The following is a 17,946-nucleotide window of genomic DNA, read 5'->3' as shown; positions in this document are numbered from 1 at the left end:
GGCTGAGTTGTAGTGGTAGTAGTCGCGGAAGTTGTAGTCGTTGTAGGCTGAGTTGTAGTGGTAGTAGTCGCGGAAGTTGTAGTCGTTGTAGGCTGAGTTGTAGTGGTGGTAGTCGCCGATGTCGTAGTCATCGTGGGCTGAGTTGTAGTGGTAGTAGTTGCAGAAGTCGTAGTAGTTGTGGGCTGTGTCGTTTCAGTTGTTGCAGTAGTTGTTGCCGCTGTTGTTGTAGTTGTTGAGGTTGTGGTCTTTTCAGGGTCTGAGGTCGTCGTCACAGTTGTGGTTGTGGACGATGAAGTCGTTCCCGTCGGAGCATTTGTGCTCGAAGATGTTGACTGCGTTGTGTTCGTGGAAGCGGACGTTGTAGTCACTGCCGAGCTTGCCGTAGTTGTTGCTTCTGAAGCCGTAGTTGTCGGCTGAGCAGTAGTTGTAGTGGTGGGCTGAGCCGTTGTTGTGGTCGTTGTAGTGGTGGACTGAGCTATTGTAGTGGTCGTTGTAGTAGTAGGCTGAGCTGTGGTGGTAGTAGTTGTAGGCTGAGCTGTTGTTGTATCCGTTGTCGTAGTAGTGGGCTGAGCTGTGGTGGTTGTCGTTGTTGTGGTTGTAGGCTTAGCTGTAGTGGTAGTAGTTGTTGTGGTTGTGGTAGAAGTTGAAGAAGTTGTTATCGTGGGGAATGCTCCGCTGTAGGGGAGCTCGCTGATAATACCGTTTATGTAATAATTGATTGCCGTTGCATCGTTTTCGTCGATACCGTCTCCCGTATTATATGCATCTGCGTTCAGTATGCCGTGAGGTGAGAGCATATACAATGCTCTGTCGTTGAGGAAGTTGTTGAGAGCCGTTAAGTCCCTTGTATCGACCTTTCCGTCAGCGTTCACGTCGCCGTAAAGGGGAGTATATACTACAGAAGTAGTAGTTGTTGCGGTAGTAGTTGTTGCCTTTGATGCTGTAGTGGAAGCGGTTGTGCTCTTTGAAGTTGAAGTTGACGATGAGCTACTTACCGCTGTAGTAGTTGTGGTAGAAGTCGAAGCTGTGGTAGTTGCTGATGAAGTTGTAGTAGTTGTAAGGTACTGTGCGGGCTCGGTCATGGGCGCATAGAAATATACCATTTCTTTATCCCATTCACAGATAAAGCCGAGGTTCTCCTTGCCGTATGACGCGCAGGTGTTGTCAGCCGAGCTCCACGAATAGGGAGGTCTGTTCGCCGACCTTGTTCTGTGGAGGAGCACATACTCGCCGAATTCCGCCTTATCGGGGTTGCCCGGAGCCCAGTGCTCCCAGTCGTCAGCAAGATAGTCATCGGAGAGCCACTCTACCTCGTCGTCATCGTTGAGCTTGCCGCCGAGCCAGTAGACGTCCTTTGTAGCGCTGCTGAGGAGCTTCTTTATATCCTTCTCGTCGAGCTCGTTGTCGATGGTCGCGAGGTGACCGCCGAGGTTCTCGCAGTATTTCTCGGCGAGCTCCCATGACATACCGATATCGAAATACTGGATATCGTGATTGCTCCATGAGAGCTTGTCGCCGACGCCCTTATCCCACTCGCAGATGAAGCATGATCTGCCATACTGCCACTTGGGGTCGATAAGCTCCCATTCGCCGTTTTCGTCGTTTATAGCAAGCGGTACCTGATCTACGGAATAGCTTCCCGCGAGTATATCGCTCCAGTTGGAGTATTCAAACGGCTCGCCGTTTATCCACTCAAAGCCTGTTATGTTGTCACGGAATCCGCCTATCCAGCATATATCGCAATCTGCGTTTTTCTTGAAGAGCTCGTATACGAATTCCTGTTCCTCTGCACTTGTGATGGTAACGAGGTGACCGCCGAGGTCCTCACAGTATGAAACAGCATGCTTCCATGTTGTGTCATCGTTTATAATGGCGTATCTGCTGCCGTTGAACTCAGCCTTTGCTGTTTTTTCCCATTCGCAGACGAAGCCGTAATTCTTCTTGTATTTGTTGTAGGTCTCGTCACTGTGCTTATCCCATTTCTCATAATGCTGCTGCATAGCGATGTGGTCGGTATTGACAGTCTCTTCTTCTGTGACGAACTGGCTCCAGTTGGTATATTGGGGCTTTTCGTGTGTTACCCACGAGAAATTGTTCTTGGAGTCTATCGAGCCGCCGAGCCAGTAGTGATAGGTCTTACCGTTATTGATAAGCGATGCTATGAATTGATTCTCCTCATCGCTCGTTATGACAGCAAGGTGACCGCCGATGCTCTCGCAGTATTCCTCTGCTTCCTTCCATGAAAGGTTCTTGTCGAATGCCTGATAGGTGTGACCGCTGAAATCTGTCTTTTTGTTATAGCCTTCAAGGTTGTCCCATTCGCACACGAAGCATGAGTCCGCATCAAGGGAGACTTGCTTTTTCGGGTCGATAAGAGACCAGAAACCGCTTTCGGTTCTGAGAGCAAACGGTACGTTATCAACAGAGTAACTGCTGGCAAGTATGCTGTCCCAGTTGTCATATGTGAACTCTTCGCCTGTTATCCATGTCTCTCCCTCGATTTGGCTTCTGTAGCCGCCAATCCAGCATATTTCCTTCTTGGCGGGCTTGACAAGGTCGAGCACGTATTTCTGCTCTGCCTCGTCGGTTATGGTAACGAGGTGTCCGCCGAGGTCTTCGCAGTAATTCTTTGCTTTTTCCCAGCTCATACCCGTGTTGATTACACGGTAGTAGGAGTCGTTAGCCTCGTTGTGGACGGTGCTGCCCGACTTGACAGCGTGCATATATATCTTGTCCACGGGAGTATCAAGCTTATTACCCTTGCTGTCCCTGCATACTGCGCCGTCGTTGAGGTCGGTGCCGCTGACGGCGTCTGCCGAATTGTCATCGAACACGATATCGGACATCGCATACGCTGAATCGCCCTCCTTGGTGTAGAAGAGGTGGGCGTCGATACCGCCTGCGCCGCTGTTGAGGCTGCCGCTGACGTCCCCGAAGCTAAGGTCGCCGTCGAACGGACAGAGCGAATACTCTACGCCGTTTTCGGTCACTTTCTCCGAGATATCGGTGATGAACTTGTCAACGATGATGACGTCTTTTATCGCCTCTTTCGGGTCTGTCGTGGTCTTGTAGCCGAGATAGATGCGGTCGCTGTAGGCGCCGCAACCGCCGTTGAGGTCGGTGTCCACGACTTTGTAGCCATTGCTTATCAGCCTGTTCTTTGCGTCCATAGCCGCGCCCGCATTGTTTATCGAGTTGTAGCCCGCGAGCAGTATGTCACTGATGTAGGTCGCTTGCTTTGGGGCTTCCGCTCCCGCACTCAGCTGAGCGGGTATAAGCGCAGTCATCATTGCTGCCGAGCAAGCCGCGCTTATGAGCTTTTTGACTTCCATAGATGTTCCTCCTGTTGCCTGATTTGTACTGTCAATCCGACGCCTATATTTCGCCGGATAGTAACATTATAATTATACCACGCCTGACTTGTACAGTCAATTCAATATTTGCGGATATGACAAGTCAGAATCCACAAACTATTTGTGCTCTCAGTGCGATTTTTATTGATTTTTCGACGGCTTTTTGGTATAATTGTTTTGATAAATATTGCGCTGACAGCAATACAGAGGTGATACAAATGGAAGAAATGAGCAAGACTTTTATGGAAAAGATGCAGGCAGCAGCCGCTAAAGGACCGTCCTTGGAGGAGGTGAAAGCCGTCCTGACGCCTCACGGAAAGCTCGTGAGATGCTCTTATTTTGCTTCTTCCTGCGGAATGGCGTTCAACAGCAATACGCTGCTGGATATTTCAGTTGTTCTCGCAGACGGCGTGCAGAAGATATCATACACGGAAAAGAAAGCTTTTCATCCGACAGTTGCGACTGTATATATACCAAAACAGGACGTTCTTGCGGAAGTACAGGCTTTAGTCGAGCGTGAAAACCTTGCGGCATGGTCGGCACTGGAATATCACGACCCGTTTCAATGTACCGATTATTCGAGCAGCGCTTCAATTTCCTTGAACTTCGATGACAGCCCGATAGGCGGGCGGAAAAGCGTGCGTGCAGTTGTTAACGTTAGTGCAGCCTGTCAGCACGGTGGCGGCGAAGTGATACAGCAGTTTCGGGATATTCTTGAAACGGCTGTGCAGGACGCAGAGGATGTATCCAGAACCGAGAGCGGCTCATCAATGCTCGGACTGGGTATGATGGGAATGCTGACGAGTCCGCCGCAGTCACCGAATGACTCCGAGAAACGCTTTACAAGGTCCTCGAACATATAGCCGCAGTCAACTGCGCTAATCTTATCAGGACCGAGGTAGCCCTTCTGTGAGTTGAATTCCTTGATAACGAGATAAAGGGTATTGCTCTCCACCATACGGTTTATAATAGCATTGAAATCGAACTTTGCAAGCACGTCCTGTACATTAGAGGAGAATCCTGCGAGGTAGTCACGGAAGTTCGCCTCAATGTTGTCCGGATCAGCGCAGAGCAGGTCGAATGTGTATTTGCTTGTATTATAAAACTGATAGCCGGAAGCCTTTGTGAGAAATCCGTCGATAACTGCGAAGTTCTTCTTGCTTTCGTACTCTTTCAGCACTGCGTCATGTGTCGGGAGCAGACAGTCGTGAAAGCGCTTTACTACTGTCATTGGGAGGATAACAAGTCCGTACTCATGTGGTTTGAACGGACCACGCAGCATATCGGCTACGTTCCATATCATAGACGCTTTCTCAGCGATATTTGTTCCGACTACTGTAAATCTATCATTTGCCATATTTATTACCCCTTTTATCAGAATAAACAATTATTCAATTTATTATACCATATAATAGTGCATTTGTCTACTCTATTATATGAATTCCTTAGTAACAATTCTCTGTTTTATCCGATTTGACTGGGTTTCAGAGAGTTGTTGGTAGATAATATAAACGTGAATCACATTATTTTTCTACCATTTTTTCTACCAAAATCACACGTTTTTTGATTTCTTTTTCTTGATTCCACTTTCGTTGATTATATTCTATAATGTTGACATCTGCGATTCTCCCGTGCCTTCGGGATTATCGCTTTTCTTTTTTCTACCGCCAGTCTTTTTGGGCGGTGTTTTACTTGCTGCCTTTGACGTTGACTTTCTTCTCGTGGTCTTTTTCTTTTCGGCAGGCTTTTCAGCTTCGGATTTATCCTCTGACTTACCGCCGAGAACCCTTGCGATCGTTTCAGCCGAGTTGACCTTTGCATTGTATTCCAAATGACTATAAAGATTCGCCGTGATAGAAAAATTACTATGTCCGAGCCACTCCTGAATAGCCTTCATCGGAACATCATGAGCAAGCAATAAGCTCGCACAAGAATGGCGAAGATCATGGAAACGCAGTTGCTTCAAACCGTTTCGGGTAATGACGTAATGGAAGTGCTGTGTCACATAGCCTGGCGATAGCATATTACCATAGTTGTCACGGCAGATAAATCCGTCAAATTCCTTGTTGTAGCTCTTTCCGCAAGCCTTTTTGAACTTGACTTCCATTTTCTTCTTTTCAAGAAGCATCTCCTCGATGTGAGGGATCAGCGGAAGTGTTCTTCTGGTGGAATTGGTTTTTAGCCTTGTTTCTACAAAGATCTTCATCTCACCGTTATCGTCGTAGTCGCTTACTATCTTACGCTGAATGGTGATGGTCTTGTTCTTGAAGTCGATCGCATCCCACCTCAGACCAAGTATCTCACATCTTCTCAGACCATAATACGCTGCGATGTTCACCACAAGCTCCAGTTTGTCTCCTTTGAAAACCTCAAACAGTTCATTCAGCTCATCAGCATTGTAGAAGGTAGCTTCATGCCTTTCAGCTCTCGGTACTACTAACTTGTCCATAGGGTGCTTTGGTATCAGTTCCATTTTTACAGCGTAAGCAAATGCAGAATGCAATGCGAGATAATACTGCTTTGCGGTACTGCCCTTGCAGCCACTATCCAGTTTGTAGTTGAGATAGTTCTGAATGTGGTTATGATTGACCTGTCCAAGTGTAAGGTTCGGATAGTTTTCGTTGATGTATTCCATGTATCTCTTGCTGACCTTGCGATAGCAAAGATGGGTAGTACGAGCCACATTCGGTTTGATGTATGTCAGCCACTCGGTAAAGAAATCATCGAGCAGCATAGTTGAAGCGGTTTCATCACTCATAACAGCATACGGCACAGCGTTTGCAGACTTGACAGCGATTTCACCTTCCGAAATGCTCTTATCAAACTCTGCGACGATTGCTTCAACCGCTTCTTTCAGAGCTTTCTTTGAACACTTCACAGGCAATTCCGTGTTTACCCACTTACGCTTACGCTTTCCGCTGTGATCCTTATAGTCAAAGACAACATAGTTCTTTCCGTTCTTTACGGAAGTAATATATTTGTAAGGCAGACTTGCTTTCATATCTTATATCCTCCTTTGAGTTGAAAGCGGTAGAAGTCTGCTGTTGACTACTCTATTATAGCGCGTAACCAAATATAATGCAATACGATCAGACCGCTTTTATCCTTTTTTCGGCGCTTTACACTGGGGAATTCTCCGATTTTTGTAAACTTTTTTCCTTTAGCTCAATCACAGAGGATTTTGTCACTCTGACGATACGTCCCAAGTCAAGCCTTATGAGCTTTCCCTGCTTTACTAATAGGTATGCGTAGTTACGGCTGACACCGAGCATTTCGCATACTTGTGGTATAGTTACCACATCAGGATATTTCCTGAACATCTGTCTAACGGATTTTTTCGGCATAACGCTCCTCCTATCTCTCAGGAAGAAGAAAAAGAAAACAAATAGCGTTGATGTTTCATATTCAGTTTTCAAGATGCTGTAAATACATCGTCTGTCGGTTATTTTTATGCCCAAAGATTGATGTACTGTTGGCAGCTCCTACTCCGAGGAATAGAAGCTCCCGACGGCACATCAGCCGTCGTTCAAAACAAGGAGGTGTGTGAGAAGCACCATAGGCAGTACCCGATGAACGGATACTCCCGACAGCGTTTCAGCTATCGTCCTGCTCGATAAGCGGCAGGATACCTTCTTTCTTCAACTGTTCGTAAATGAACATTCTTCCACGCTGCGTCCACTGTGTATTAGGTTTGGCAATGGAATCACCGTTCTCGTCCAAGACAGTAAAAGTCTTTGACTTAACGTAACCACGATCAGCATACTTCTGATACAGAAGCCATACCTTGCCGAGCTTATACTGTATGCCGTGTTCATGAAGCCACTTGTTCAGCCACTTTGCTGACTTTCCGTAGTCCTTTGCGATAGTGGTTATGGGCATAAGCCCTGCGGATTGCAGAACCATATCGCAATATGTCGCCTTCGGCTTCATTTCCTCGATCTGCTTTGCCTGAATCGCAGTTGTCTCAATGAGACTGCCGTTCTGCTGCTTTGCAAGCTCCAGCCTCTGGTCTGCTATCTGTAATGCTCTCGCCATGACCGCATCGGGACTGTTCCATTGCTTTTCAAGGTTTATGAAGTATTCACGGCAGCGCTTGCCGATCTCGGTACGCTGTATCATGCAAAGCTCCTTTGCCATATCAATGGTGAGCTGATGATCGGTTCTCGGCTTTCCTGCAAGTCCGTCCGACCTATTATTCAAAAAAGAATAATAGTCTATTCCCTCAGAAAAACCATATTCGCACATTCTATCAAACCATATTGAATACTGCGTCCTGACCTCAAGGGCGGCATGAAGCTCCCGTCCGCTGACGGTAGGATTATCATTATCGTATTTCACAGCAATTGTGATTTCATTCATATAGAACACCCTCTCTCTATCTTGTCGGTGTTTTTGTTTGTGATTTACTCCTGGAATGTCGGGAACGGAGAACCGTCCCCGACGCAGGAGTGGCAGTATGCCTGCCAATATGAAAATAGGAGAAATGGAACTGTCGCATTCAGAGATGTTTTAGGCAGAACCCAAGCCGTCAGCTCAGGCTCTCCCGACAGCATCTCTGCTGTCGTAGTGAAAGGAGTTTCGATAGAGCATCGAAAAATGAAAGAAAAACGAACCTCCGGAAACGGTACAGCCTGAAAATGGACAAAGTAGCTATGCCGTTCCCTCAGCTCAAAGTAAACCTTCGTGTAGGAAGGAGGATAAGAGAGCTTGTTGGCTCATGGAGCGAACGCCCTCTATAATATCAAGCACAGAATTTGAAGAATCGGGCAAGATTTTCACTATTTTTTTCATTGGAAAAAGAAAAATCGTTATTGCGCACAAATTCTACTCCTTGTTTTCGTGCATGATGATGTATAATTTCAGTTTCTCTTTTGCTGACTTGATTCGGTAGCGTACTGTTTCAGTGGTCAGACCGTGGCGTTTCCCTAAATCCGCCATAGTGGTCTTAGTCTCTGCGTAGTAATACTCTACGATAAGCCGATAAAGGTCGGGATAGTCAGCTTTAAGAAGGTTGAGAGCAACAGGAAGATATTTCAGACGCTCGTTATGAAGTCGCTCCCGCTCAAGTTCAATCTCGTTAATGGGAAGAGTGGCAGGATCAGGACATACAGTGATAACATCTTCAAAAGTAGCTGTCTGGATGCGATTCTTCTGCTCCTTTTTTTCAAGATACTGTTCGTGAAGGAGAAGCCTGTTATACTCCTTTTCAATGTTCTTAGGCACATCATCACCGAAGTGCATATAGAAAAATCCCGTCATCACTTGCCCTCCTTCGGAGGGAACAGCGGAGTGAGGGACACTTCTCCGGCATCGACCAGACGCTGATTGCAGAGTGCGACCGTATAGCTTTCATCATAGAAGCAGCCGTCAAGGAACTCCCTGATGATGTACGCTCTGTTTCTCTTTCTGCCACGTTCGTCAGGCATCTTCCAGTTGAGCATTCTGAACAAGTGCCGCTGTCTGCAAGTTTGCAGTCTGAGCGCGATGCAGATAGCACAGAGATAGTCGGGATCGTATTTCGCCGTACCATTACGGTAACGGGAGATCGTACCCTTTGGAATGCCCGTAAGTCTGGACAGCTTTCTTGTGCCGACCTCCTTTTCTTCCATATATCGGCGGATCGCAGCAGCTACAGTATCTTCGAGCTGTTTACGCAGACTCCTTGTGCCATAGACTACTATATCATAATCGGTCTTGCCCCTACGGTTGGTGTTCAGCTTCACCTGGGGATCATTATATGTAGTTTTCATAAAACATCTCCGTCCTTTCCTGTCGGACGGAAATGTGCAAATGAACACAGTGAGACTGTCAATCGGCATAAACCGTCCGACAACCAAACATCACTCGTTCATTTGATCGTACCATATTCAATTCCATACAGTGATCGAGTAACCCCTTGCGCAATAGGTTCACTATACGGCTATGCACACCTCGGTGCGCATACTTCTATTATGACCTATCACACCCGAAAAAGCAAGATATAGCGCCGTTTCAGGGTGTCTCATTTTTGAAACGCCCTTTTTTTAGAAAACCGCCTATTCTCCACAAAATCTAAGGTTTTGGATAAAATCTTTCAATCTACTGTCAATCTCATTAAAACTGCGTATCTGCGATGAAAGTTCAAGTTTCTTCTCTGTAAAAAGCGTTTCCGCTATCACACAGTTTTCTCCAAATCATCACAATATACACATAGAAAAAAGGGCGGCCTGTAACTGCACAGACCGCCCTTATGCCGTTTGAAGCCGCATACTACTTCTCAATTTTTGTAACAGCATAGATATTCCGCAAGGCAATCAATGCAGAGCGTGATCTATTGTCATTGTCCAGTACACATTTACCACCTCCCATAGAAAAATCTCTTTCGATTCGTCTGTATGGAACTGTCAATGAACTTACAAAAACCGAGCTGTATGCTTGTCTATCCTGATTATACCAAAACAGTTCGACAGAATTTCCATAACTGGAATAATTCTTCAAATTCTTTTATTATACCATTTTAGATAGACGAAATTTGTACTTCTGAGAGATTTCGGCAAAAAAGAAAGAGCCGTTGTGTAACAGCTCTCTGAGGTATTCGTTATAGATAGTATTTCTTGATGTAAGACGAAACATCGACACCACTTTCCATGTACCTTAGCAGTATCTCCGCACAGGCGTGGGCATCGCTGTCCGCCTTATGATGATCAAGGGCGATACCGTAGTGATCGCACATCACATTGAGGTTATGCTTCATATCGGGAAGAATACGCCTGCCGATTTGAACCGTACACAGGTATTCAGCAGAGGGTTTCCATGTAATGCCGTAGCTTCGCAGGCAGGAACGCAGGACACTCATATCAAAGACAGCATTATGGGCAACAAGGATACCTTTGCTCATGATCGGCTCTATCTTCTTCCAAAGCTCTGCAAAGTTCGGAGCGTTCTTGACTTTATCAGCATCTATGCCCGTAAGCTGCGTGTTGAAGTAATCGAAATGCGTTTCGGGATCAACGAGCGAAAAGTAGTTAGCGACGATCTTGTTATCTTTTATCGCTGTTATGCCTATCGCACTCATACGGTCGTTCGCACGATTTGGTGTTTCAACGTCAAATACTATGTAAATAGCCATATCCTTATCCTCTATCAGTATAGTTCCAATTTGCAGTCATATCCTGTGTCATTATATCCGAGACTTGTTCTTTGTCCCGAAATACAACAAGAACGGTGTCATGAAGCATGAGTTCACCAAGTACATGGCGAACATCGAGCATTACCCGTTTCAGATGTATATTCACTGGCAGCCTGCCGATGTGGGGAGCATCGTCTATTCCGACCGCAAGTTTCTGAAGATTATCTACGGTCAGCATAATGACAGCTTCACCGACTCCACGAAATATCGGGACGCAGACGATGAAACACGAAACAATATTTATAAATTTATCGACAGTGCCGAGAAAACTGCGATCGCCGTCGATTGTGAGAACTCCAACCCGTACAAGCTGTACAGTGTGCTGAAAGGCTTAAATCCCGAAGAACTTGCCAAGATCGAGAAAATAACGCTCTATGACGATCCGCACACCACAGCAGGCTGGGACTGGCTCTCCAAATTTACGCAGATACCCACCGAGCATATCGAGATCGACCGTGTGACCGACAGAAAGTCCCTGGTCGATGTGCGAATGACTGCAAGCGTAGTCACGGACTTCTACCGTGACGGCATCACATCATTTATCATCGTGTCGAGTGATTCCGACTTTTGGGGACTCATCGAGAGCCTGCCGAAAGCCAAGTTTCTCGTTATGTACGAATATGAGAAGTGCGGAACGGCGATCAAGAACGCCCTCGCACAGCACGGCATCTACTACTGTGCAATAGATGACTTCTGCACCGCAGGAACGGAGGATATGAAGCGAGCTGTTCTCTTTGCGGAGCTTGAAAAGCATTTGCCCTCGCTTGTCGGTGAGAACCCTCTGGACCTTACCCACAAGATCTACGAAGCCACAAGAGTGACTGCTACCATGAAGGAAATGGAGAATTTCTGCAATCGGTATGTCAAGACCTTGCGGCTCAAGGTGAACTCCGAGGGAAAGTTTGAGATCGAAATACAGAGATAACGAAAAAGGACGGTTTGTGCCGTCCTTTTCGTTATATGGGGAACTTTGACTCCAGTGGGATCGAAGTTAGATATTCACTCAAAAATAATAAAATCCACCATTGCCGCTTTGTATTTTGCATTTTGATGGTACGTTTATCAAACATCTAAGAGCATCGGCGTAATCATTAGCCGGAGAAGCAAGCCCGATTGTTCCCGTTGTCCAAAGAAGTGTGTTTATCACCTGATATGTTGATGGCAGTAACATAAACAGTATCATAGGAATTATTCCAAGCAAAACAGGCAAAAGACTTGAAACAATAAATGCACCTTTGCTGACGGCTGCCGAACAGAAAGCACTCGGTGTACCGCCTTTAATGGATATTATTTTTGTGCTGTTCTCAGGATATGGAATTAGATGAAGAAACTCATGAAGCAGTAACAGCAAAGCACCAATTACAGCTCCCAATAATATGAAAGGTTTGTTTAATACTGCTTCACCGTTGTTTAGCACATATTGCTTAACAAGAAGTAATGAATATCCAACTGTTATTCCAAGAAATCCAGCAATTATAGCTATCGTTTTTGATCTATCCACCATTAGTCTTGCGTTATCAGGTAGTGGTTCATATTCATATCTGTAATCAGCTTTTATTATTCCTATAAACTTATACATTAAGCTCTCCGTTTCGTATATCAAGGTTTTTTGTTATGTCAACAACATTTTTCCATATACACGAATACCAGTTCATCATCAACGGGTTTTCGGTCAAAGATCTTATATCCCACTTTTTCATACAGCCGTATATTATCAACGCTTCTGGTACTTGTAAAAAGCTCAAAACGCTTGTCGGGATAGCAGTTTTCTATCTCCGAGAGAAGTTTTGTGCCATATCCTTTGCATCTGTGATCAGGGTGAACCATCAGTTTTCCGATATAAACCGTTCCGTTCTTTTCAGTAGCACGGACTGAACCGATAATAGAACCATTTTCATCTGTCAATTTCAATATGATACCATTATTGAACTCCTCAATGACCTCATCTAAGGTCTGCTTCAACGGAGGAATATCTTTGCTGCCAAACAGTTCAGCTTCACTCTGGTAAGCGAGGTATTGTAAAGCAAGTATTTCTTGCAGATCATTATATTCAGCACGTTTTATCACAGTTCTGCTCCCATCAGTATGACCTCAGTTTCCTTTTTGAAGCCATATTTTGCGTAAAACTCAGGCAGAACGCCCTCTCCGGCGGTGATAAGGTGGACTCCCACCATACCCTGCGCCTTTATATCCGCAAGGCACTTTTCAAGCAGTTCCTTTGCGATACCTCTGCGCTGATATTCGGGATCGACAGCGAGATCGTTGATATCAAAAGTCCTGCCATAATGGAACAGCATTGATGTTCCGAGGATAAAGCCGACGACCTTGCTGTCAAGGACATATTCAAGCCCATAGGCTTGCTTTGACTCCAACAGCTCCCGAACGTGAATGACCGCATCTTCCGGTTTCCACGGATCATTCCACGGCTCTCCCGAAAAGGCTTTTGCATATATGTCACCATAGCGCTGGATATGCTCCATAGTGATCGGTCGAATGTTATCTTTACTCATGATCGTCCTCCGTTACAACAAAAACTAAGCTTATTACCTTTTATTTCAAATATAAGCCGAGAATCAGCTCTTTTAATGAATCAGCAACAGGCTCGTTTTCTACGCCGCCTTCATTATCCAAATCTTCTATGAATATCCTGCCTGTTTCGACTTCATATAATAGGAATGAACAGGAATAAGCATCATAAATGCCAATAGGCATATATCTGTTCAGATCGCCGTCATATGATACCCACCTTTTAGCTTCTGCGATTAATCCGCCTGAACGTAAAAGAAAATCATCAGGCTTTTCGCCTATGTGCCTGATTGCTGAAAACAACATGAAACATTCAGGCAAGTCTTTATAATAGCCGAATACACCCGGCTGCCAGTACGCATTGAGATAATCTGCAATATCCTTTGGCAACTGGTAACCGATCTCACGATTGAAAATCTCAAAATCAGAGTGTTCCTGTCTTGCAACAAATATTTCACCTGCATTAAAACGACGCATTAGTTCAGGATCAACATTTGATAATCGTCTGCCTACCGGAAAGTGATATATATTTATCCCTTTATACCGCACTATATCCATGTAATGCTTGATCGCTTCTTCCATCATTTCCTCCTATATCTGCATAAACGCAGGCTTCGGCTCAGGATAGTCCGTTGCTTTCTCCATAACCATATTCGTCAAAGCCTTTTTCGCTATCCTGCCTGGATCACCGTCAGGACGCACCCACTCACGCAAGCTGTCTTTACCGAGGATAAGTGGCATTCGGTCATGGATAGAGCTTACAGGTTCGACCGATTCTCTTGTCAGCACGGCAAACATAGGTATCTGGACACCTCTATGCTCCTCAAAGCGGTACAGTCCTGCAAGGTATGTGATCTCAGAACCTTCCGGCTGTATCGCATACTTTTCTTTTTTGATGTTCCGCTGTTCATTTGCGTTATGGTAGCCGACCTCAGATGGCGGTATGCCCCATTCGTAGTACCAAGATGCGGGAATCACGCATCTCCGCCTGAACCAAGAGTCTTTCCATACGGGCTTCTGGTCCGCTGTTTCGATACGGCAGTTGATAAGCGGTTTTGATGATTGTTCGACCGTGAAGCCCCATATCATCGGGAACACCGCCATATTGCCTTGCTTATTCGGAGCAAACACCGCTGCCATATCGGTAGGACGGATATTGCCGGACATTTCCGCCGAACGTGACATAGTGTTCCTGATCGTATTCGCAAGCGGCAACTGCTGTGCCTTTGTGATGATTGGTGACAGCGTGGATCTTTCTGCATAGAACCAAGTACACATGGGGTTCGCTCCTTTCTTATTTGCTATGCTAAATCATAATTTATCTGATAAAGATTTTATATAATCACTTTTGTTTCCGTTCCAAAGACATATTGTGCATTTCCCGTCTTTGAAAATATGCTTACAATTTTCATATCCATATAACCAATAAGCGCATTCTGGACATAATTCTTCCATTTTAGATTTTGATTTTAGAAACTCACTGCCGCATTCTACACAAGTTCCAATTATATTATTCTCCATACTATCACCTATAAATTCCGATTTGGCGAGCGTTCTCGCACATTGATTAAATTACCTACTATACCACAATCAGCCGTGCTTTTCAATCCAGTATACGAAAAAACGGGAGCAACCCTGAGCGAGTCGCACCCGTTACAATACCGTCAAATCAAAGCTCAATCTTATCGGAGAAATCACCGTTGATAACGTAGTAAACAGCCTTATCTTCCGGCTTGATGTAAAACTCGATAGTCTTGACCTTGCCCTTGAATTTGCTCTTATAATCGGCTTCAACTGCCTTCTTTATTTCAGCGAAATCATATTCATCGCCACCGAACTGGACCTTGACTGTCTCAACGGGAGCAGTCGCTCTTGTAGTCTTAGCTGCGGTCTTTGTAGTGGTCTTAGCCGTAGTTTTCTTCTCAGCAGCTTTCGCAGGAGTCTTGGTAGCTGTTTTCTTAGCAGGAGCTTTCTTTGCGGCAGGCTTCTTTGCAGGCTTTTCAGCCGGAGCTTCTGCAGCAGTCTCCTTGACAGCTTCGGTCACAACCTCTGCCTTGACTTCGGCAACAGGTGCGGTTTCAGTTTTCTTCTTTCTTGGCATTGTGGATACCTCCGATCTATTAGATAATTCTATTATAACGCTATTTGAGCCATCTGTCAACCCACCAACAGGCGATATTACGCTGTTTGAATCAGATTCAAACAGATTGATGACCTCAATGCCTTTCTTCTGCGCCATACGCACCGTCTGTCCTGTTCCGCTGCGGTAGTGTTTGGGATTCCAGTAGCAGATACAGTAATCAGATGCAAGCTCCACAAGACGGGCATTTCTTGCTTTCATACAACCGTTATAATAGCGATCAGAGACTTGTTCTGCGCTGTCAGCAAGACCGAAAATATGCAGATATTCCGTTTTCTGTGCTTCATTCCACTTTGTAGACTGCTCCTCAAATGGACAAGGCAATACAAGGTGCAGTTTGACCTCTGTATAGTTCTCACGCAGTTTCAGAACGGTCAGGGCAGCGAGAGCGTCCCACCCCACAGCTCCGCCCGTGTAAAAGTCCGTGACCTTTTGCTCTGTCACGAAGCGTTCAAGCAAAGCGTAGAGCCGAGCTGAGAGCGTTTCTTTATCCTCAGCTATGGTTCTGTGTCCTGTAAAGCAGACTGATTTGTTCATAGTGCAACACCTCCACACCTTCTATTATACTATATCGGAATAGATAAGTAAATAGTTCGGGGCTTATGAATTATAAAATCCGAACGAAAGCATTATAATAATAGTAAGGACACGGTAAAGGAGATTCGGAGAAATGGAGTACGGAACAAGGTTAAGAGAGATACGCAAGGCAAAGGGATTTAGTATGTATAAACTTCACAAGGAGTCCGGCTTGTCTCAGGGGCATATCAGCGACTTGGAAAAGTGCATCAATCAGCCCACGATCGAGACACTTCAAAAGCTGCTTACGCCTATGGGCGTTACCCTTGCCGAGTTTTTCAACGAGGAAGGAGAGGTTTCTATCCTTACTGATACAGAGAAAGAGCTTGTGGCAGGATTCAGAACACTTCCCGAAGATAAAGCAGACCTTGCCTTACAGATGATAAAGGCTTTGAACAGATAATGACGGAAAACGCTGGCGGTGCGCCAGCGTTTTTGTTTTAGGGGAACTTTGAATCCAGTGGGTTCAAAGTTGGTATGATTTATATATCACAGGTTGGTCTGAACGGTTAACTGCTGATTGATGAAAATTTCAAAATTTCGTCTAATTCCACTTGTATTTTTGACGGAATTAAAGAAAACTTTTGAATCATACTCCAAAATACTTGACAGTTTCGGTTATTGGTGCTATACTCTAAATAACCGAATCGGTTATTATGTAAAAAGGAGAAAATGAATTGGACAAATTTTTGGCCCTGACCGAAGAAAAGAGAACGGCTATTCTCAATGCGGCGCTCCAGTGTTTCGGCAAGTTTGGTTATGAAAAAGCCTCAATCAATGATATTGCGGTAGCCGCACACATTTCCAAAGCGTCTGTGTTTCAGTATTTCGGCAGTAAAAAGCAGCTCTACATTTACCTACTGGAATACTGCAAGAAAATCATAGAGGGAATATTTGACAAGGAAGCCCTCAATTCCCAAACAGATTTGTTCGACAGAATCCTGGCATCCAGCCGCATGGAAATGGAGAGCTTCCAAAACCAGCCCTTTATTTTGCAGTTTATTACCAGTGCCTGGGAGGAAACTTCTCCCGAGGTGGCAGATACGCTAGCGATCCTGACGGAGGAGGCCAGCGGATTCCGAAACGATCTTGTTCTGCGGGAAGAGGATGCTTTGAAATTCAAAAACCCGGAGGATGCCCAGCCGGTCTTTCAGATGCTGCTTCTGATGGCCGAGGGCTATGCGGCCCGGTACCGTGGGGCGGCGTTCGATTTTCAGGCTGTCATGGAGGATTTTGAGGAGAACATCGCAATTCTGCGGAAAAATTTTTATAAGGAGGAGTATCAAAAATGAGTAAGCAAGCAATCGTCTTAAACCAGCTGACCAAGCACCATGGAACCCATCGGGGGATCAATGACCTCAGTTTCTCGGTGAATGAGGGCGAGTTTTTCGGCTTCATTGGCCCCAACGGTGCAGGAAAATCCACCACCATCCGCACGCTGATGGGCCTGATCCGTCCCAGCGGCGGCAACGCCTCTATTTTCGGTCTGGACTGCCAGACCAAGGCCAGTGTCATTGCCAGAGATGTGGGCTACCTTCCCAGCGAGAACAGCTATTATGAAAACATGAAGGTGCGGGAACTGCTGCAATACACCGCTGACCTGTACGGCATGGACTGCGAAACGAAAATGTATGAGCTGTCTGAGCGCCTCAATCTGGATCTGACCCGGAAAATCGAAGACCTGTCTCTGGGTAACAAGAAAAAGGTGGGTATCGTGTCTGCCATTATGACTTCACCCAAACTGATCATTATGGACGAACCCACCAGCGGATTAGACCCACTGATCCAGCAGGCTTTCTATGATATTCTGAAGGAGGAAAACAGCCGGGGCGCTACCGTGTTTTTTTCCTCCCATGTGCTGAGTGAGGTGCAGAAACTGTGTGACCGGGTGGCCATTCTGAAAGAGGGACAGCTTATTGGCATACAGTCCATCAAAGAACTGCGTGAGAGCGGCTATAAGAAAGTCTCTCTGAGCGCAAAGGAGGCTATCCCTCGCGATTTCTTTGATTTGTCCGGCATTGCGAACTATGCGGAGACTGCGGATAAGACCTCTGTTTCCTTTATGTATAACGGAAATATCACGGCGATTATTGACAAGCTTCACCTGCTGCATTTGGACGATGTGCTTTTGGAAGAGCCCTCTTTGGAGGAAATCTTCATGCACTACTATGCGTAAGGAGGTG

The 17,946-nt window shown here is 45.6% G+C and carries 19 protein-coding genes; 4 read left to right on the top strand and 15 right to left on the bottom strand.

Annotated features, from left to right (window positions below):
• The 8 genes from BMX22_RS16585 to BMX22_RS14075 all read right to left on the bottom strand — a co-directional run.
• Positions 1-3,332, bottom strand: a 3,332-nt coding sequence (locus BMX22_RS16585; protein ID WP_318259769.1) for a lectin-like protein, incomplete at its 3' end; no start/stop codon positions are given.
• Positions 3,333-4,023: 691 nt separating this feature from the next.
• Complete coding sequence (locus BMX22_RS14105) at positions 4,024-4,710, bottom strand: type I restriction-modification system subunit M N-terminal domain-containing protein (RefSeq protein WP_081349225.1); 687 nt, start codon at positions 4,708-4,710, stop codon at positions 4,024-4,026.
• 246 nt (positions 4,711-4,956) lie between these two features.
• Positions 4,957-6,354 (bottom strand): tyrosine-type recombinase/integrase, encoded by a 1,398-nt coding sequence (locus BMX22_RS14100; protein WP_074743099.1) that lies wholly within the window; start codon positions 6,352-6,354, stop codon positions 4,957-4,959.
• Between the two features lie 118 nt (positions 6,355-6,472).
• Positions 6,473-6,697 carry a helix-turn-helix domain-containing protein gene (locus tag BMX22_RS14095; RefSeq protein ID WP_074743098.1) on the bottom strand — a complete coding sequence of 75 codons (225 nt, stop codon included), beginning with the start codon at positions 6,695-6,697 and terminating at the stop codon, positions 6,473-6,475.
• Between the two features lie 250 nt (positions 6,698-6,947).
• Complete coding sequence (locus tag BMX22_RS14090; protein WP_074743097.1) at positions 6,948-7,712, bottom strand: phage antirepressor KilAC domain-containing protein; 765 nt, start codon at positions 7,710-7,712, stop codon at positions 6,948-6,950.
• 465 nt (positions 7,713-8,177) lie between these two features.
• Entirely contained in the window at positions 8,178-8,612 is a 435-nt protein-coding gene (locus BMX22_RS14085; RefSeq protein WP_074743096.1) for a sigma factor-like helix-turn-helix DNA-binding protein, read from the bottom strand.
• A complete protein-coding gene (locus tag BMX22_RS14080; protein WP_074743094.1) occupies positions 8,612-9,103 on the bottom strand; it encodes a helix-turn-helix domain-containing protein in 492 nt (163 codons plus the stop codon). Before BMX22_RS14080 ends, BMX22_RS14085 begins: the two co-directional genes overlap by 1 nt.
• Before the next feature lie 827 nt (positions 9,104-9,930).
• A complete protein-coding gene (locus BMX22_RS14075) occupies positions 9,931-10,461 on the bottom strand; it encodes a 3'-5' exonuclease (RefSeq protein ID WP_074743092.1) in 531 nt (176 codons plus the stop codon).
• Positions 10,462-10,561: 100 nt separating this feature from the next.
• Between BMX22_RS14075 and BMX22_RS14070 the strand changes: the two genes are divergently transcribed.
• The gene (locus BMX22_RS14070; RefSeq protein ID WP_318259768.1) at positions 10,562-11,446 is read left to right on the top strand and encodes an NYN domain-containing protein; all 885 of its coding nucleotides are present in this window, start codon (positions 10,562-10,564) and stop codon (positions 11,444-11,446) included.
• A 78-nt stretch (positions 11,447-11,524) separates the two neighbouring features.
• Here the strand turns inward: BMX22_RS14070 and BMX22_RS14065 are convergent, their stop codons facing one another.
• The 7 genes from BMX22_RS14065 to BMX22_RS16965 form a co-directional block, all read right to left on the bottom strand.
• Entirely contained in the window at positions 11,525-12,100 is a 576-nt protein-coding gene (locus BMX22_RS14065; RefSeq protein WP_074743090.1) for a metalloprotease family protein, read from the bottom strand.
• A 38-nt stretch (positions 12,101-12,138) separates the two neighbouring features.
• Positions 12,139-12,588: a GNAT family N-acetyltransferase gene (locus BMX22_RS14060; RefSeq protein ID WP_074743088.1), complete on the bottom strand. Its 450-nt coding sequence runs from the start codon at positions 12,586-12,588 to the stop codon at positions 12,139-12,141.
• The gene (locus tag BMX22_RS14055) at positions 12,585-13,031 is read right to left on the bottom strand and encodes a GNAT family N-acetyltransferase (protein ID WP_074743087.1); all 447 of its coding nucleotides are present in this window, start codon (positions 13,029-13,031) and stop codon (positions 12,585-12,587) included. The genes BMX22_RS14060 and BMX22_RS14055 overlap by 4 nt, the downstream gene beginning before the upstream one ends.
• A gap of 40 nt (positions 13,032-13,071) precedes the next feature.
• A complete protein-coding gene (locus BMX22_RS14050; protein ID WP_074743085.1) occupies positions 13,072-13,629 on the bottom strand; it encodes a hypothetical protein in 558 nt (185 codons plus the stop codon).
• 9 nt (positions 13,630-13,638) lie between these two features.
• Positions 13,639-14,325, bottom strand: coding sequence for an SOS response-associated peptidase (locus tag BMX22_RS14045; protein WP_074743083.1), 687 nt, complete (start codon positions 14,323-14,325; stop codon positions 13,639-13,641).
• Positions 14,326-14,358: 33 nt separating this feature from the next.
• Positions 14,359-14,568 (bottom strand): hypothetical protein, encoded by a 210-nt coding sequence (locus tag BMX22_RS14040; protein WP_074743081.1) that lies wholly within the window; start codon positions 14,566-14,568, stop codon positions 14,359-14,361.
• Positions 14,569-14,716: 148 nt separating this feature from the next.
• A complete protein-coding gene (locus BMX22_RS16965; protein WP_227220638.1) occupies positions 14,717-15,724 on the bottom strand; it encodes a DUF6465 family protein in 1,008 nt (335 codons plus the stop codon).
• Positions 15,725-15,857: 133 nt separating this feature from the next.
• Between BMX22_RS16965 and BMX22_RS14025 the strand changes: the two genes are divergently transcribed.
• From BMX22_RS14025 to BMX22_RS14015, 3 genes are all read left to right on the top strand, one after another.
• The gene (locus tag BMX22_RS14025) at positions 15,858-16,166 is read left to right on the top strand and encodes a helix-turn-helix domain-containing protein (protein ID WP_074743079.1); all 309 of its coding nucleotides are present in this window, start codon (positions 15,858-15,860) and stop codon (positions 16,164-16,166) included.
• Between the two features lie 274 nt (positions 16,167-16,440).
• Entirely contained in the window at positions 16,441-17,055 is a 615-nt protein-coding gene (locus BMX22_RS14020; protein WP_074743077.1) for a TetR/AcrR family transcriptional regulator, read from the top strand.
• The gene (locus BMX22_RS14015) at positions 17,052-17,939 is read left to right on the top strand and encodes an ABC transporter ATP-binding protein (protein WP_074743075.1); all 888 of its coding nucleotides are present in this window, start codon (positions 17,052-17,054) and stop codon (positions 17,937-17,939) included. Before BMX22_RS14020 ends, BMX22_RS14015 begins: the two co-directional genes overlap by 4 nt.
• The last annotated feature ends 7 nt before the right edge of the window (positions 17,940-17,946 follow it).

The sequence above is a fragment of the Ruminococcus sp. YRD2003 genome (genome assembly GCA_900109435.1).
Lineage (GTDB): Bacteria > Bacillota > Clostridia > Oscillospirales > Ruminococcaceae > Ruminococcus > Ruminococcus flavefaciens_G.
Note: the sequence above shows the minus strand (reverse complement) of the source record. Positions and strands in the feature narration are given on the sequence as shown.

What these genes read in the sequence shown, in the direction of transcription:
- BMX22_RS14045 (WP_074743083.1), bottom strand. Translation starts at nt 14,325, where the DNA reads ATGTGTACTTGGTTCTATGCAGAAAGATCCACGCTGTCACCAATCATC.
- BMX22_RS14055 (WP_074743087.1), bottom strand. Translation starts at nt 13,031, where the DNA reads ATGAGTAAAGATAACATTCGACCGATCACTATGGAGCATATCCAGCGC.
- BMX22_RS14040 (WP_074743081.1), bottom strand. Translation starts at nt 14,568, where the DNA reads ATGGAGAATAATATAATTGGAACTTGTGTAGAATGCGGCAGTGAGTTT.
- BMX22_RS14075 (WP_074743092.1), bottom strand. Translation starts at nt 10,461, where the DNA reads ATGGCTATTTACATAGTATTTGACGTTGAAACACCAAATCGTGCGAAC.
- BMX22_RS14105 (WP_081349225.1), bottom strand. Translation starts at nt 4,710, where the DNA reads ATGGCAAATGATAGATTTACAGTAGTCGGAACAAATATCGCTGAGAAA.
- BMX22_RS14070 (WP_318259768.1), top strand. Translation starts at nt 10,562, where the DNA reads ATGAAGCATGAGTTCACCAAGTACATGGCGAACATCGAGCATTACCCG.
- BMX22_RS14090 (WP_074743097.1), bottom strand. Translation starts at nt 7,712, where the DNA reads ATGAATGAAATCACAATTGCTGTGAAATACGATAATGATAATCCTACC.
- BMX22_RS16965 (WP_227220638.1), bottom strand. Translation starts at nt 15,724, where the DNA reads ATGAACAAATCAGTCTGCTTTACAGGACACAGAACCATAGCTGAGGAT.
- BMX22_RS14095 (WP_074743098.1), bottom strand. Translation starts at nt 6,697, where the DNA reads ATGCCGAAAAAATCCGTTAGACAGATGTTCAGGAAATATCCTGATGTG.
- BMX22_RS14025 (WP_074743079.1), top strand. Translation starts at nt 15,858, where the DNA reads ATGGAGTACGGAACAAGGTTAAGAGAGATACGCAAGGCAAAGGGATTT.
- BMX22_RS14085 (WP_074743096.1), bottom strand. Translation starts at nt 8,612, where the DNA reads ATGACGGGATTTTTCTATATGCACTTCGGTGATGATGTGCCTAAGAAC.
- BMX22_RS14100 (WP_074743099.1), bottom strand. Translation starts at nt 6,354, where the DNA reads ATGAAAGCAAGTCTGCCTTACAAATATATTACTTCCGTAAAGAACGGA.
- BMX22_RS14065 (WP_074743090.1), bottom strand. Translation starts at nt 12,100, where the DNA reads ATGTATAAGTTTATAGGAATAATAAAAGCTGATTACAGATATGAATAT.
- BMX22_RS14015 (WP_074743075.1), top strand. Translation starts at nt 17,052, where the DNA reads ATGAGTAAGCAAGCAATCGTCTTAAACCAGCTGACCAAGCACCATGGA.
- BMX22_RS14080 (WP_074743094.1), bottom strand. Translation starts at nt 9,103, where the DNA reads ATGAAAACTACATATAATGATCCCCAGGTGAAGCTGAACACCAACCGT.
- BMX22_RS14050 (WP_074743085.1), bottom strand. Translation starts at nt 13,629, where the DNA reads ATGGAAGAAGCGATCAAGCATTACATGGATATAGTGCGGTATAAAGGG.